We start from the raw sequence: 14,997 nt of genomic DNA, 5'->3' as shown, positions 1-14,997 counted from the left end.
AGGCCGTCGACGTACTCCTGGTTGTCTTCGATCCACTTCTCGACGATCGGGGCATAGTCGTCACCCTCGTAGTCGATGAACATGGCCTTGACGAGTGACATCAGAGTTTCGCTGTCCATTGTGAAGTTCTCGAGGTAGCCAGCAGCCGTGGGCGAGGACTCAGCGAAGTCGGTGCTTCCGTAGCTTGAGAGGCTCTCGGTCGCACCGAATGCTCCCTCGGGGTCTTCGAGGTTCTTCAGCGGGAACTGCGCGTAGGCGCGGTGCGGCTCCCAGAGGGTGACGACGACGTTCTCGCCCTTGTCGGTCGCGCTCTTGAGCTCAGTCAGCATTGCGGCGGTCGACGAGGTCACGAACTCCATGTCGTCGAGACCGTAGGTCGGGATGACGTCATTCGCCATGGCGGCGGTGAGGCCGGCGCCAGGCTCGATGCCGACGATCTGGTTACCGAAGAGATCGGCGTTGTCGGCCAGTTCCTCGATGGAGTCGATCGGTGCATCCTCGTTGACGGCGAGGGTCAGCTTGGACTCGTCGTTCCAGGCCCCGAGCTTGACGATGTCGTCGCCGTAAGTGTCGATGTACGCCTTGTGGGTCACGGGCAGCCAGACGTCGGTGGTGAAGTCGTAATCGCCCGAGGCGAGGCCTTCGAAGACCGGAGCCGGGTCAGCGAATTCCAGCTCGACCGAGTAGCCCTGTTCTTCCAGGATGGTCTTCCACAGCCAGCTGGTTGCGACTCCTTCATCCCAGCCGTTGAAAACGGCGAGGGTGAGGTCCTTCTTTTCTCCACCCGCGCCGGATCCCGTTCCGGGGCTCGCGCAGGCAGCGAATCCGACGACGCCCGCTGTGAGGAAAGCGATGATGCCGATGCCGATGCCGATGACTTTCTTCTTCTTTCTCTTCTGCATGAGCTTCACGCTTGACGCAGCAGAGCTGGCATGGAGGGCTCCGGCAGTGGCGACCTGGTCACCGGACGGGGCGCTGGATGCGATCGCGTCGGAAGCCGCGGCGGCATCCGCCTTCTTCGTCCGCTTCTTGCGGTTGCCGAGTGATGCCGTCAGCCGGTCGAGCACGATGGCCAGGATGACGACAGACAGTCCCGCTTCGAAGCCGAGTCCGATGTCGAGACGGTTGAGGCTGGCGACGACCTCGCCACCCAGCCCGCCCGCGCCGACCATACCGGCGATGACGACCATGGAGAGCGACAGCATGATGACCTGGTTGATACCGGCCATGATGCTCGGCATCGCGAGCGGCAGCTGGATTTGGCGCAGGATGCGGAAGGGCGACGACCCGAAGGCGTGGCCGGCTTCGACGACTTCCTTGTCGACACCGCGGATGCCGAGTTCGGTCAGCCGGACACCGGGCGCCAGAGCGAACACGATCGTCGCAACGATGCCGGGCACCACCCCGACGCGGAACAGGATGAGCGCGGGGATGAGGTAGACGAGCGCCGGCATGGTCTGCAGGAAGTCGAGGACCGGTTTGAGTATCCGTGACGCTGTTTCGGAGCGTGCCGCGAGGATGCCGAGCGGCACGCTGATGAGCACCGCGAGGATGCTCGCAACGAGCACGAGCGACAGTGAGTCCATGGCGTTGTCCCACTGGTCGACCGCGACGATCAGCCCGAATCCGACGAGAATGCCGACGGCGAGCTTCCAGCCTTTGGCGAGAAAGCCGAGAACGGTCACAACGAGGATGATCACCCAGAACGGTGGGGCCTGGAAGACGAGGTTGACGAGCTCATAGGCGCCGAGGAACACGGCGCGGAGCACGTCGAAGAAGGGCTGTGCCCAGTCGGTGAGCCAGTCGACGAAGTCTTCGACCCAGGTGCCGAGTGGAATACGGAAATCCATTAGCGGAGGCTTCCTTCTTTTGTGGCTTCGACATTGTCGGCGTTCAGGCTCCGGCCTGCGTCGACCTCGTCGGTCATGCCGGCTGTTTCGCGGAGGGTCTGGGTGATGATCTCAACCGCGACCGTCGCCGGCGTCTCGATGACCTGGTTCTCACCGGTTGTCGTCGGAACGTTGGCGAGCGCGGCAAGGAGCGTGACCCGGGGAATGACACCGAGCAGCCGGCCCTTTTCGTCGACAACGGCGACCGGCAGCTGGCTTTCGGCGGCCGGCTCGAACAGGTCGACGAGGTACTGGTCCGGACCGACGGTTGCCGGGTCGTTGCGGACGATCGTCATGAGGTCCCGGTTGCCGGCCTTGACGTGCTTGAGCACGTCACGGTCGTGCACGACACCGAGGAGTTTGCGGCCGTTGCCGACGACGAAGGCTGCGGATGTCTGCATGTCGCGCATCGTGCGCAGCGCGGCTCGGGGGCCGGCTGAACCGGACACGACGGCCCGCGCAGGTTCCATCACGCCGGCGGCGGTGAGCACGCGTGCCCGGTCGACGTCCTGCACGAACTGGGCGACGTAGTCGTTGGCCGGGTCGGTGAGGATCTCGTCGGGCGTGCCGACCTGAACGATGCGGCCGTCCCGCATGACCGCGATGCGATCACCAAGGAACATGGCTTCGTTGAGGTCGTGGGTGATGAAGATGATGGTTTTGCCGAGTTCCTGCTGCAGCTCGACGAGCTGCTCCTGCATCTCGCGGCGAATGAGCGGGTCGAGGGCCGAGAATGCTTCGTCCATCAGCAGAACGTCGGTGTCGGATGCCAGCGCGCGGGCCAGGCCGACACGCTGCTGCATTCCACCGGAGAGTTCGCCCGGCAGCTTGTCTTCCCAGCCGGAGAGACCGACGCGGTTGACGACATCCTGTGCGCGCTTGCGGCGCTCATCGAGGCCGACTCCCTGGACTTCGAGTCCGTATGCGGCGTTGTCGAGCACGGTGCGGTGCGGGAGCAACGCGAAGTGTTGGAAGACCATCGAGATCTTCTTGCGTCGAACTTCACGCAACTGCTTCGCTGGAATGCCACTGACCGGCGAGCCGTACACGGTTACCGTGCCTGCTGTCGGCTCGAGGAGTCCGTTGAGCATGCGGATCAGCGTGGATTTGCCCGATCCGCTGAGCCCCATGACGACGAAGATCTCGCCCTTCTTCACCTCGAACGAGGCGTCGATCACGGCTGCGGTTCCGAGCGCGGTGAGTTCATCGCGGTTGGCGCCGGCGTGAAGTCGCTTGAGGACTTCACGCTGCTTCTTGCCGAATATTTTGTAGACGTTGTTTACTTCGAGGGCAACAGTGTCGCTCACGTATTCTCCGGGGCGCGCAGGCGCGCGTCATCGTCCGGTCGAAACCGGATCGATGCGAACAGCTGCTCGCGTAAGTTACGACCGGGTCAGGGACGAATGCGCACACCCCACCCATCAAGCGCCGACGACCACTGCGTCAGGAGCGAATCGGGGAGTGCGCAGGCGCGGCCATGGGGCCGCCTCCAACGTCGCAGGACCATACGCTCGGATGTGCGGCATTTCTGCGTCACATCCGCTCGCGGACTAGCGTTCCGGCCATCATGGCCTCCACTGATCCTAACAGAATCGGCCGGAGGGCCCTATTCGGAGCCGTTCGACTCCCGCTCCACCGCGCTGTCGATTCATGGCGCGTTCACGGCATCCGTTCGTAGACTGTGAAGGTCTACAGGCGGAAGATGGGGAGAACACGATGGGCTTTTTCAGCAGACTCTTCGGCATGGGCCAGCAGGAGCCGGAGCCGGTGCGGCGGCAGTACGTGCCCCAGCCGCAGGGGCGCAGCGACGACGAGATCGCGGTCGAACGCTACCGCTATCTGCTCAGGACGGCGCCGCCTGAGGCGATCGAGCAGGCCCACGAGGAAGCGTTCCAGCGGCTCACCCCCGAGCAGCGCCGCTTGCTGTTCCAGCAGCTCAGCGCTGATGCAGCACCCGGCGACGCCCCGCGCGGCGACGACCCGCATTCGCTTGCCCAGTCGGCGACCCGCTCGGAACTCCGCCAGCCCGGCACCATGGAACGCACGATGTCGGGCCCGAGCTTCGGCAGCATGGTCGGCAGTTCGCTGCTCGGCACTGTGGCCGGTTACTTCATCGCTTCGGCCGTCGTCGGTGCCTTCATGCCTGACATGTCCGGCGGCGAGGCCGGCTCGGACGGCGGGGATGCGGGCGCGGATGCGGGCGCGGATGGCGGCGCGGATGGCGGCGCGGATGCGGGCGCATCCGAGTTCAGCGGAAGCGGAGGCGACTTCGGCGGCTCAGACTTCGGCGGCAGCGGCGGGGACTTCGGTGGCGGCGATTTCGGCGGAGGGTTCGACTTCTAACCCGCCGCCTTCCGCAGCTGCGACGCAGGCTCATTGACGCAGCGCGGGCGCAACAGCGCCCGCGCTCCGACCCGCGCCAGGCTCGTGCCGGCGCGCTCCGGCTCAGTCGAGCAGGAGCGCCGGTTCCTCGAGAATCGAGGAGACATCGGCCAGGAACCGGGATGCCACATCGCCGTCGACGACACGGTGATCGAATGACGCACCGAGCGTCGTCACGAACCGCGGACGCACCTCACCGTCGACGACCCACGGCTTCTGCTTGATCGTGCCGAGGGCGACGATGCCGACTTCTCCTGGGTTGAGGATCGGTGTGCCGGTGTCCATGCCGAAAACGCCGATGTTGGTGACGGTGATGGTGCCGCCCTGTTGGTCGGCGGGCGGCGTCTTGCCATCGCGTGCGGTCAGTGTGAGCTGCTCGAGCGCCTGCGCCAGCTCGAGCAGGCTCATCGCCTGTGCTTCCTTGATGTTCGGGACGATCAGCCCGCGCGGGGTCGCGGCGGCGACGCCGAAGTTGACGTAATGCCGCACGATGATTTCCTCATCGGTCCACGTCGCGTTGACCGTGGGGTTCCGGCGCACCGCCCAGATCATCGCCTTGGCCATGATCAGCAGCGGCGAGACCTTCACACCGGCGAAGTCCGTCGAGTTCTTGAGCCGCTTGATGAACTCCATCGTGCGGGTAGCGTCGACGTCGACGAACAGGGAAACGTGCGGCGCCTGGAACGCCGACTGGACCATCGCGTTCGCGATCTGCCTGCGCACGCCCTTGACTGGGATCCGCTCCTCGCGGGTGTCGCTCCACTCAGGAGTTTCGATATTGCGGAAGACGCTCGCCTGGCCGGCTTCACGCACGACGTCGTCCCGGGTGATCTCGCCGCCGATGCCGCTCCCTGCCACGAGTTTGAGGTCGACGCCGAGGTCCTTGGCCAGCTTGCGGATCGGCGGTTTCGCGATGACCGGGCCGGCGGAAACCGGAACGGATGCCGGCCGGGCGGCCGGGGCGACGGCATCCGACCTGCGGCGACGGGAGGTGACAGCGCCGGCGTTGCCGTAGCCCACCAGCACAGCGCCGGGTTTCTCATCGTCGATGGAGTTGCGTGTATCGGCTACAGCCTCTTCGGTTTCGCTGGAGAGTGCGATGGGGGCGACGGCGGCAGCGGCGGGGGCCCCCGCATCGGCTTCGTCGGCGGCCGCACGAATGCTGATGATCGGTGTGCCGACGTCCACCGTCACACCTTCGTCGACGAGGATCGCCGACACCGTCCCCTCGTACGGCGACGGCAGTTCGACCAGCGACTTGGCCGTTTCGATCTCGACGAGAACCTGGTTGAGTTCGACGGTGTCACCAGGCGCGACCCTCCACGAGACAACTTCGGCCTCGGTGAGTCCCTCACCGGCATCCGGCATCAGGAACTGGAACTCGCTCATGGTTTCTCTCTTTCAGCGTCCAAGGACGCTAGTAGGCAAGTGCCCGGTCGACGGCCTCGAGGACGCGGTCTGCGTCAGGCAGGAAGAGCTTCTCGAGTTTGGCAGGGGGGAACGGGACGTCGAAGCCTGACACCCGCAACACCGGCGCCTCGAGCGAGAAGAAGGCGCGCTCGGCAACGGTCGCTGCGATCTCCGAGCCGACGGACACGTTTCCGGATGCCTCCTGCGCGACGATCAGGCGGCCGGTCTTGCGCACACTCTCGAGCAACGGTTCGTAGTCGATCGGCGAGAGGGAGCGGAGGTCGACGACCTCCAGGCTGATCCCGTCGGCTGCGGCGAGTTCCGCGGCCTGGAGCAACACGGTGACCATCGCACCGTGGGCGACGAGAGTGGCATCCGTTCCCTGCCGAACCACCCTGCTGGCGTGCAGCGGAGCGGCCGAGCCGGACAGGTCCACGTCGCCCTTCGGCCAGTAGCGGCTCTTCGGTTCGAAGAACATCACCGGGTCGTTCGAGGCGATGGCCTCCTGGATCATCCAGTAGGCGTCGTTCGGTGTGGACGGACTCACCGAGCGGAGCCCTGCCGTGTGCGCGAAATACGCCTCAGGGCTTTCCTGGTGGTGCTCGACAGCTCCGATGTGGCCGCCGTACGGCACCCGGATGACGACGGGCATCTGCAGCGAGCCCTCGCTGCGGTTGGTCAGTTTCGCGAGCTGCGAGGTGATCTGGTTGAACCCTGGGTAGATGAACCCGTCGAACTGGATCTCGCACACCGGGCGGTAGCCGCGCATGGCGAGGCCGACGGCGGTGCCGATGATGCCGGATTCGGCGAGGGGGGTGTCAAGGACCCGGTTCTCACCGAACTCGGCCTGCAGGCCCTCGGTGATGCGGAAGACGCCGCCGAGCTTTCCGATGTCCTCCCCCATCAAGAGAACCTTGGGGTCGGCAGCCATCGCCTGGCGCAGCCCTGCGTTGAGCGCCTTCGCCATCGGCATCGTCTGCAGCGTCTTGTCGATACTCACGGTCATGATGCGCTCCCGTCCAGTGCGGCCTCGTACTGCTCGAGCCACTGCTTCTGCTCGATCATCAGCGGGTGCTCGTCCGAGTACACGCCATCGAACATGAGCCCGATTTCGGGGTCGGCGATCGCGTGAGTGCGCCGGCGGACATCCGCGGCGTAGTCCTGCGCGTCAGTGCTGACGCCCTGGAAGAACGCGTCAGACGCGCCCTGATTGCGCAGGAACGCCTGGAACCGCACGATCGGGTCGCGGGCGATCCACGAGTCGGTGAGCTCCTGGGTGCGGTACTTGGTGGGATCGTCGCTCGTGGTGTGCGCGCCGATCCGGTAGGTGAGAGCCTCGATCAGCTGTGGCCCGCCGCCTGCGCGTGCGTCGTCGAGATGCTTCGCCGTGACGGCGTAGCTGGCGAGAACGTCGTTGCCATCGACCTGGACGCTCGGGATGCCAAAACCCGCGCCGCGCTGGAACAGCGGTGTGCGGGACTGCGTTGTCACCGGGACGCTGATCGCCCAGTGGTTGTTCTGCAGGAAGAACACCTGCGGGGTCTGGTAACTTGCGGCGAAAATCATGGCTTCGTTGACGTCACCCTGGCTGGTGGCTCCGTCACCGAAGTACACCATCACCGCCTGGTCGGTGTCGGGGTCTCCGGTCGCGGTGGCGCCGTCGAACGAGACGCCCATCGCGTAGCCGGCGGCGTGGAGCGCCTGCGCGCCGATAACGAGCGTGTACGGCCGGAAGTTGCCATTCGACGGGTCGGAGACGTCCCATCCCGAGTGGGTGGTCCCGCGCATGACCTCGATGATGCCGAGCAGGTCGACGCCGCGGACGAGGCCGACGGCGTGTTCCCGATAGGAGGGGAAGATGTGGTCCTGGGCGCGGGCGGCACGGCCCGAGCCGACCTGGGCGCCTTCCTGGCCGTGGCACGGCGGCCACAGCGCAAGCTGGCCCTGGCGTTGCAGGTTCGCGGCTTCGGCATCGAATGCCCGGGCAAGCACCATGTCCCGGTAGAACTGCTCGTGATCCTCGGACGTGAGACGGTCGAGGTATTCGAGGTACGGTTCCGCGGATGCCGTCGGTGCGACGGTTCCGTCGGCCGCGAGGACCTGCACGGCTGGCGCGGGTGAGGTGCTGTCAGTTTCCGCCATTGATCTAACCTAACCGCCGGGCCGGATGCCCCGCTGGTAGAGACTCGACAATTCGTCCGGTGATCGATAGGAGTTTCTCCACAGACTCTTCTTCCCCAACGCTGACCCGGATCCCGGAGCCGGAGAACGCTCGGGCCACGATTCCACCGCCCAGCAGCGCCTCGTTGACGGCATCCGTCGAGTCGCCGGTGGCCAGCCAAACAAAATTTCCCTGCGCTTTGGGCACGTTCCAGCTCTGGTCGAGAAGGCCAGCGGAGAGCCGGTCACGCCGCGCTGCGAGGGTGGCGACCCGCTCGAAAAGCTGATCCTCGAGCTTCAACGACGCGATGGCGGCCACCTGTGCCGGTTCCGTCACCGACAGCGGGATGGCCGCTGCGCGCGCGGCGTCGAGGATCGCTGCCGGGCCGATCGCCCAGCCGACGCGGAGGCCGGCGAGGCCATACGCCTTCGAGAAGGTGCGGAGAACGACGAGGTTCGGGTAGCGGGCCAGTAGAGGCAGCCCGCGGACGGCATCCGGATCGGTGACGAACTCCGTGTAGGCCTCGTCGAGCAGGACCAGAACGTCGCCTGGCACGGCAGCCATGAACGTCTCGAATTCGGCGGCGCTCACGGTGGTCGATGTCGGGTTGTTCGGTGAGCAGACGATCACGACGCGAGTGGTGCCGTCGACAGCGGCGGCGAGTGCTTCCATGTCATGGGATCCGTCGGCGCGGTTGGGCACCTGGATGCTCGTCGCCCCGGAGACCGCGACGAGGCTTGGGTACGCCTCGAAGGAACGCCACGCGTAAACCACTGTGTCGCCCGGGCCCGCTGCTGCGTCGATGAATTGACTGAGGAGGGCAACGGATCCGGACCCCACGTGGATCTGCTCGGCGGAGACACCGTGCCGCGCGGCCAACACCTCGCGCAGGGCGAGCGCTGAGGCATCCGGGTACCGGTTGAAGGCGCCCGCGGCGGTCACCGCCTCGAGAACACCGGAGAGTGGCGGGTACGGGTTCTCGTTGCTGGAGAGTTTGAACGCGTCGGGGCTTGCCGGCTTGCCCTGCCGATACGGCGGGCTGGCGAGAATCTCGGGACGGAGCTTGACCGTGGGGGCGACGGCGTGTTCGTCGTCGGAGGGTGGGATGAACGTCACGCACTGAGTCTAGACAGGGGCGATTTCCGGCGGTGGCATGCTGGGCGGCCCGGCGGGCACATGCGGAGTCACCGAAGGAGAAGCGGTCGCGCGCAATCGGTGAGCCTGACATCATGGTGCGATGGCCAGATTCCTCCTCCGTGTCGTGATCAACGCCGTCGCAATCTGGTTGACGACCTTCATCGTCGGCGGCGTGCACGTCACCCCGTACCCGCCTGGCGACACGCTCGCCACTGTTTTGACCTACCTGCTGATCGCCGTCATCTTCGCCATCGTCAACGGCGTCGTCGGCACGCTGATCAGGATCGTTGCGTTCCCGCTGTACATCCTTACCCTCGGGCTGATCTCCTTCCTTGTGAACGGGGTCCTCCTGCTCCTCGTCGAGTGGATCATGTCCTTCTTCGGCTTCGGGCTCGACACCGACGGCTTCTGGTGGGCGGTCCTCGCGGCGATCGTGATCAGCATCATCAACGGGATTTTCGCTCTGCTGCTGCGACCCCAGCTGAAGGAACGCCGCCGCCGCTGACCTCAGTTCCGGTCGCGTTGCGCGCGGTATGTCGTCGCGGTTCCTCCGATCTCTGCCGCGCCCAGGCCGGCCAGGGCTTCTCTCATCGGGCCCAGTCGTGCGTCGGGGGAACCGTCGATGAGTGCGGCGGTTTCGGTGTAGCGCTCCATGTGGTGCGCGCTCCCGAGTGAGGTGCCCTGCGGCGGCCCGCCCTCATCGAAGAGGGCGCGGGTCACGACGATCCTGTCGCGCCCCGCCGGGCCACCGAGTGGCTCTCCGCCCAGCGCCGGTGTGATGTCCTCTGCGTGTTCCACCGCCACGTGGGCGATCTGGTCCGGGATCGGAATCTGACCCGTCGGAGATCCGAATGTCACGAGGGTTTGTGTGGAGTAGGTTTCGGAGGCGGCAATTCGCGCAGCGACGAGGCCGCCCTGGGAATGACCGAAGAAGGAGACCGGGTCGCCTCGCCGTATCCCCGCCTCGTTCATCGCTTCGATGGTCGCCTGGAGGGCTGCTGTGTCTGTCCCGGCGATCCCCGCGAGGTTGCCGGCCATGTCGAACGGTTCATCGCCGCCGGTGGAGAACTCGCTTGTTCCGGCGATGTAGACGGCGTACGACGCGTCACCGTGCCCGTCGGGATAGCGCTCGACCCTGACCTGAGGGTTACCGGGCCCACTCCGGGGAATTCGTGCAGCGGCGCCGGCGAGGGACACCGGCGCGCTCACCGCGGCGGGGGCCGCTCGGGTCACCCTCAGCGGCGTCGGGGTGTAGGCGTTGCGGCCGGCGAGGATGAGCAGCGCTCCGGCCATCGAGCTCAGCCCGACAATGCGAGCGCCTTCGTCGCCGAGAAGATGTGCCACCCCCGGGCCGACCCCCGCTGCGCCCAGAGCGAAGTCGTCGGCGGAGGAGACCAGAGCACGAACCAGACTGACGAACGCTGGATTGACCAGCAGGTGCGCGTGTTCGGTGAGTGCGCTCGTCAACGGCTCCCCGGCTAGCGCGGCGAGCCGGCGAATCTCAGGGTGCTGCGCGATCACGAGAGTGAGGCCGAGCGCCGGCGCCAGGGGGAGAGTGCCGAGGATGAGATTACGGAAGAATCCCCCGCTGATGAATCCCGCCACGGCAGCGAGCAGCCGGGAGGCATCCCTGCTTCGCTGCTCCCCGTCGGCGTACTCGGCGGCGGCGCGTTCCACAGCGAGTGCGAGGGATTCTGCGCTCAAGGCGGCATCCTGAAGGATCGCGGCCGCGCGGGTGAGCTCTGGCTCGGCGAAGCCGAAAGGAGCGGCGCTGGCCGACCACTCGGTGACGTATCGGGCGATTGCTGCTTCGTGCGACCAGTCGCGTGCTTCGCCGGCCAGGGCGGACAGCGTCGCTGCGAGCAGGAACAGGTCGTCGGTGTCCACTCTCGTGGTGGAGCCGTTTGAAATGTCGATGTCGTCCTGCACCGTTCTCAACTCCCGGTTGAGCGGGCGGCGTAGCCTACGAAGTCCCGGGCAGGGTGACAGTCGCCAGCCGCGAGCCGCGAGAGCACCAGGTCGCGAGCACGGTCGCACTCGGCGAGCGCCGCGGAAAGCACACGGGAACCATGGCTGAGAGCACTCTGGATCTCGGTCAGGCGCAGATCGAACTCGAGCCGGGCAGGCGACCGCCAGAGAAGCTCGGCCGTGGAGTTCTGCAGCGTTCGCTGCCCCACCGATACGAGGCTGGACAGGTCGAGGATGCGGCGGCGCTGCTGGCCGAGCAGATCGAGAGCCCGCAACAGCTCAGCGGGCATGATGCCTGGAACCTCACCGGCAGTTGGAATCATCAGTCCTCCCTCTCGGGATGCGGGAACGGTCGAATCGTCAACGATTGTCGGGGGTGGAAGCAGCCGAGCCGGACGGCCGGGCGAGAACGTGCGAAACTTTCGCCTTGGCTCCCTGTGTGAAGGAAGGGAGCACTCCCCGAACGGGGCGCGAATTGGGACTGCCGCGCACAGCCCATGCGGTACACAATGGGGGAATGATTTCTGACCCGGTCCTTACCGAGGTCCAGCCCTTCCGAGTGTGCTTCGTGTGCGCTGGCAACATCTGCAGATCCCCGATGGCAGAGGTTGTGTTCCAGAGCATGGTGCGGCAGGCAGGCCTCACCCGCTATGTCGAAACTTCTTCGGCTGGCACCGGTGACTGGCATGTCGGCGAACAGGCCGACTCGCGCACCCTCTCCGCTCTCGCCAGGAACGGCTACGACGCCACCCAACACCGTGCCAGGCAGTTCAACCCGGAATGGTTCGGACGGCTTGACCTCGTCGTCGCGCTCGACCGGGGTCACGACCGGATCCTCAAAGCGTGGGCTCCCACCGAAACCGACCGAGGCAAGGTGGCCCTGCTGCTCAGTTTCGACGACGAGCAAAGCCATCCGACCGATGTCCCAGACCCCTATTACGCCGGCGATGAGATGTTTGACCGAGTATTGGGCATGATTGAAGGTGCAAGCCGCCAACTCTTTCGGCAGCTTGAACCGGCAATTCGACAGGGAGCCATTCGATGACAGCACTACCCGCCCAGCCACTCAGCCCACTGGACGGCCGCTACCAGGCCGCCGTCAGCGAACTGGGTGAGTACCTCAGCGAGGCGGGTCTGAACCGGGCACGGGTGCAGGTGGAGGTCGAGTGGTTGCTTTACCTCACCTCACACAGCATGTTCGGGTCCTCTCCGCTGACCGCTGAGCAGGCCGGGTCCCTCCGTGGCCTCTACCTCGACTTCGGGCAGCAGGACATCGACTGGCTCGCCGAGAAGGAGGCGGTCACCCGCCACGACGTGAAAGCTGTCGAATACCTCGTCCGCGACCGGCTGGCATCCCTCGGTCTGGACTCGATCGCCGAGCTCACCCACTTCGCCTGCACGAGCGAAGACATCAACAACCTGTCTTACGCTCTCACCGTCTCAGCCGCCGTGCAGAACGTGTGGCTGCCGAAGCTGCGCACCGTGATCGGGCTTCTCCGTTCCCTCGCCCAGGAGCACCGGGCGGATGCCATGCTGGCACGCACACACGGACAGCCGGCAACCCCGACCACCATGGGCCGCGAGCTGGCCGTCGTCGCCTGGCGGCTGGAGCGTATCGCCACCCAGGTGACCGGTACCGAATACCTGGGCAAGTTCTCGGGCGCCACAGGAACGTTCGCCGCACATGTCGTCGCTGACCCCTCGGCCGACTGGACGCGCATCTCGCGGGAGTTCGTCGAGTCGCTCGGCCTGACCTGGAACCCGCTGACCACCCAGATCGAATCCCACGATTGGCAGGCCGAACTGTACAACCGGGTGTCGCACGCGAACCGGGTGCTGCACAACCTCGCCACTGACATCTGGACGTACATCTCGATGGGCTACTTCCGGCAGATTCCCCAAGCCGGCGCGACGGGTTCGTCGACGATGCCGCACAAGATCAACCCGATCCGCTTCGAGAACGCCGAAGCCAACCTCGAGCTCTCCAGCGCCGTGCTGGACTCCCTCGCCGCCACCCTGGTCACCTCCCGGCTGCAGCGCGACCTCACCGACTCAACCACCCAGCGCAATATCGGCGTCGGCTTCGGCCACTCCCTGCTCGCCCTGGACAACCTCGCCCGTGGTCTGGGTGAGATCGATCTGGACCGCGGAGCCCTCGCTGCCGACCTGGACAGCAACTGGGAGATCCTCGGCGAGGCCATCCAGACGGTCATCCGTGCGGAGGTGGTCGCCGGCCGTTCGAGCATTTCGGACCCGTACGCGATGCTCAAGGAACTCACCCGCGGCAAGCGGATCGGCCGCGATGATCTCGTCGCTTTCGTCGAGAAGCTCGACATCGGCGACGAGGCAAAAGCGCGGCTGCTCGAGCTCACGCCGGCGACCTACGTCGGTCTGTCCGACGAACTGGTGAACCGCCTGCCCTGACCCGCTCAGCGGCGCTCGCGGCATCCGGGCCTTTCGCCGCCCGGATGCCGCGCGTACCCTGTGGAGAGGGAGGCCAACATGCACACAGCGGCAGGTGAGCGAATCATCATCCGGGGGCAGACGGTCGGGGCGCCCGACCGGCACGGTCAAATCATCGAGGTACGCGGCGACGAGGGGAAACCGCCCTATGTCGTTCGGTTCGATGACGGGCACGAAAGCCTCGTGTACCCGGGACCGGACTGCGTCATCGAGCACGCACCGCGCACGAGCTGACGGCTGGCTCGCGGGTCAGTGCCCGGAGTCCTGCTCGTGTATGTCTTTCTTCTCGAGGTCGCCGGGTTTGACTGAGAGGGCGAACATCGCGATGCCCACGAGGGTGACGATGAAGGCGACGCCGAAGAAGATCATCGCGAGGGTGATGTCGCGGGTGGACATGAGCACGATCAGGCCGGCGAAGGCCCCGGCGACCGCGGCGAAAACGAGCAGCTCGATCGGCTTGAGAATGTCACGACGGCTGGGCTTAGGGGAACTCATGATTGCGACTCCGTTTCAGGGGTCACTCGGCCGCTCGGATCGGTGCCCCACTTGAGTGAGAACCCTCCGATCACGAGCAGAACGGCGACGATGGCGGCGTAGGCGCCGAAGACACCCACAGCGACGATGGATGCTGTGAGGCTGCGCTCGACCCCGTCAGGACCGGTGAAATGCTGGTCGAGACCCTGCGGCACCACGAGAAAGGCAACGGCGAGGAGCACCGTGACAATGCCGGTGGTCGTCCAGTCACGGGCGAGCGGCGAGCGTCCGCGCAGGCGGAAGCCGTTGTACAGTTCGAGCGCGCCGGTGAGCAGCGCCCAGATGAGGACGATGGCGAAGAACGCCGGCAGGCTGGCCGACGCCGCGAAGGCAAGAGCGACGGCGCCGGCAACCAGGGTGAGGACTGCCTGGGCAACGAAAGTATGGTGGGCGACCCTGTCGGCCTTCAGGCTCGCGGAACCCGCCAAGATCGCCGACGCCGTGAGCACCGCGAAACCGCCGAAGACCGCGAGGCCCAGCGCTGCCGAGTGGTTCTGCGAGAAAGTGATGACGATGGCCGCGACAGCGGCGACAACGGCTCGGGTCACCGGGACCAGCCAGTACCGTGAACGCGTCTGCACAGGGCCGGCGGATGCGGCAGCGACGGGGGTGGCCACGGTTGAAGCCTCTTTCAGGTGGAGTGCGGGCGAACACCTCCAGTCTACGCCGCGTAGAACTGGGCGATCCCCGAGCGGTCATGCGTCAACGCCTCGGTTGCTTCTTCGCCTGGTTGCACAGCGTCGCGCCTCTGCGTGGCACAAATGGTCGAAGCATCCGTTGTGTTGCCACAAACGGTCGAAGCATCCGTTCCTGTGCCACAAACGGTCGAAGCATCCGTTCCGTTGCCACAAACGGTCGGGATACGACGCAAACTACAGCAGTTTCTGGCACAGCAATGCCCGCCCGCACGACGGCAGGTGGACCTCAGTGTCTAGGCAGGCGCCAGATCCGCGAACCGCGAGTAGTGCCCGTGGAAAGCGACCGTGACGGTTCTGGTCGGGCCGTTACGGTGCTTGGCGACGATGAGGTCCGCTTCACCTGCCCGTGGGTTGT

General features: G+C 65.9%; 16 protein-coding genes. 5 read left to right on the top strand and 11 right to left on the bottom strand.

Annotated features, from left to right (window positions below):
• Nucleotides 1-1,850, bottom strand: a 1,850-nt coding sequence (locus JWP90_RS13190) for an ABC transporter permease/substrate binding protein (protein ID WP_367182698.1), incomplete at its 3' end; no start/stop codon positions are given.
• Entirely contained in the window at nt 1,850-3,196 is a 1,347-nt protein-coding gene (locus JWP90_RS08540; RefSeq protein WP_297362489.1) for a glycine betaine/L-proline ABC transporter ATP-binding protein, read from the bottom strand. The genes JWP90_RS13190 and JWP90_RS08540, both read right to left, overlap by 1 nt.
• 409 nt (nt 3,197-3,605) lie before the next feature.
• Between JWP90_RS08540 and JWP90_RS08535 the strand changes: the two genes are divergently transcribed.
• The gene (locus JWP90_RS08535) at nt 3,606-4,232 is read left to right on the top strand and encodes a hypothetical protein (RefSeq protein WP_297362486.1); all 627 of its coding nucleotides are present in this window, start codon (nt 3,606-3,608) and stop codon (nt 4,230-4,232) included.
• A gap of 102 nt (nt 4,233-4,334) precedes the next feature.
• On the opposite strand, the gene JWP90_RS08530 is transcribed toward JWP90_RS08535, so the two are convergent.
• From JWP90_RS08530 to JWP90_RS08515, 4 genes are read right to left on the bottom strand one after another with little or no spacing between them, the layout of a single operon-like run.
• Nucleotides 4,335-5,660, bottom strand: coding sequence for a dihydrolipoamide acetyltransferase family protein (locus JWP90_RS08530; RefSeq protein ID WP_297362483.1), 1,326 nt, complete (start codon nt 5,658-5,660; stop codon nt 4,335-4,337).
• A 28-nt stretch (nt 5,661-5,688) separates the two neighbouring features.
• A complete protein-coding gene (locus tag JWP90_RS08525) occupies nt 5,689-6,687 on the bottom strand; it encodes an alpha-ketoacid dehydrogenase subunit beta (RefSeq protein ID WP_297362481.1) in 999 nt (332 codons plus the stop codon).
• Entirely contained in the window at nt 6,684-7,823 is a 1,140-nt protein-coding gene (locus JWP90_RS08520) for a thiamine pyrophosphate-dependent dehydrogenase E1 component subunit alpha (RefSeq protein WP_297362477.1), read from the bottom strand. Before JWP90_RS08520 ends, JWP90_RS08525 begins: the two co-directional genes overlap by 4 nt.
• A gap of 4 nt (nt 7,824-7,827) precedes the next feature.
• A complete protein-coding gene (locus JWP90_RS08515) occupies nt 7,828-8,958 on the bottom strand; it encodes a histidinol-phosphate transaminase (RefSeq protein WP_297362474.1) in 1,131 nt (376 codons plus the stop codon).
• A gap of 121 nt (nt 8,959-9,079) precedes the next feature.
• Between JWP90_RS08515 and JWP90_RS08510 the strand changes: the two genes are divergently transcribed.
• Nucleotides 9,080-9,484: a phage holin family protein gene (locus JWP90_RS08510; RefSeq protein WP_297362471.1), complete on the top strand. Its 405-nt coding sequence runs from the start codon at nt 9,080-9,082 to the stop codon at nt 9,482-9,484.
• A gap of 2 nt (nt 9,485-9,486) precedes the next feature.
• Here JWP90_RS08510 and JWP90_RS08505 read toward each other — a convergent pair whose 3' ends face one another.
• Both JWP90_RS08505 and JWP90_RS08500 read right to left on the bottom strand, forming a co-directional pair.
• Nucleotides 9,487-10,866 carry a hypothetical protein gene (locus JWP90_RS08505; RefSeq protein WP_297362468.1) on the bottom strand — a complete coding sequence of 460 codons (1,380 nt, stop codon included), beginning with the start codon at nt 10,864-10,866 and terminating at the stop codon, nt 9,487-9,489.
• A 47-nt stretch (nt 10,867-10,913) separates the two neighbouring features.
• The gene (locus JWP90_RS08500) at nt 10,914-11,270 is read right to left on the bottom strand and encodes a hypothetical protein (RefSeq protein WP_297362465.1); all 357 of its coding nucleotides are present in this window, start codon (nt 11,268-11,270) and stop codon (nt 10,914-10,916) included.
• Between the two features lie 194 nt (nt 11,271-11,464).
• Between JWP90_RS08500 and JWP90_RS08495 the strand changes: the two genes are divergently transcribed.
• The 3 genes from JWP90_RS08495 (at nt 11,465) to JWP90_RS08485 (ending at nt 13,644) form a co-directional block, all read left to right on the top strand.
• On the top strand, nt 11,465-11,992 hold the full coding sequence (locus JWP90_RS08495; protein ID WP_297362462.1) for a low molecular weight protein-tyrosine-phosphatase: 528 nt from the start codon (nt 11,465-11,467) through the stop codon (nt 11,990-11,992).
• Nucleotides 11,989-13,371 (top strand): adenylosuccinate lyase, encoded by a 1,383-nt coding sequence (purB, locus tag JWP90_RS08490; protein ID WP_297362459.1) that lies wholly within the window; start codon nt 11,989-11,991, stop codon nt 13,369-13,371. Before JWP90_RS08495 ends, purB begins: the two co-directional genes overlap by 4 nt.
• 78 nt (nt 13,372-13,449) lie before the next feature.
• A complete protein-coding gene (locus tag JWP90_RS08485; protein ID WP_297362457.1) occupies nt 13,450-13,644 on the top strand; it encodes a DUF1918 domain-containing protein in 195 nt (64 codons plus the stop codon).
• Between the two features lie 15 nt (nt 13,645-13,659).
• Here the strand turns inward: JWP90_RS08485 and JWP90_RS08480 are convergent, their stop codons facing one another.
• From JWP90_RS08480 to JWP90_RS08470, 3 genes are all read right to left on the bottom strand, one after another.
• The gene (locus tag JWP90_RS08480; RefSeq protein ID WP_297362455.1) at nt 13,660-13,905 is read right to left on the bottom strand and encodes a hypothetical protein; all 246 of its coding nucleotides are present in this window, start codon (nt 13,903-13,905) and stop codon (nt 13,660-13,662) included.
• Nucleotides 13,902-14,561 (bottom strand): hypothetical protein, encoded by a 660-nt coding sequence (locus JWP90_RS08475; RefSeq protein ID WP_297362452.1) that lies wholly within the window; start codon nt 14,559-14,561, stop codon nt 13,902-13,904. Before JWP90_RS08475 ends, JWP90_RS08480 begins: the two co-directional genes overlap by 4 nt.
• Before the next feature lie 314 nt (nt 14,562-14,875).
• The coding region (locus tag JWP90_RS08470) for a DnaB-like helicase C-terminal domain-containing protein (protein WP_297362491.1) at nt 14,876-14,997 on the bottom strand (122 nt) is incomplete at its 5' end.

Source organism: Mycetocola sp. (assembly GCF_025464835.1).
In the GTDB taxonomy this organism is placed as follows: Bacteria; Actinomycetota; Actinomycetes; order Actinomycetales; family Microbacteriaceae; genus Mycetocola_A.
The sequence above is the reverse complement of the archived record's forward strand: the minus strand, read 5'-3'. Positions and strand labels throughout refer to the sequence as shown.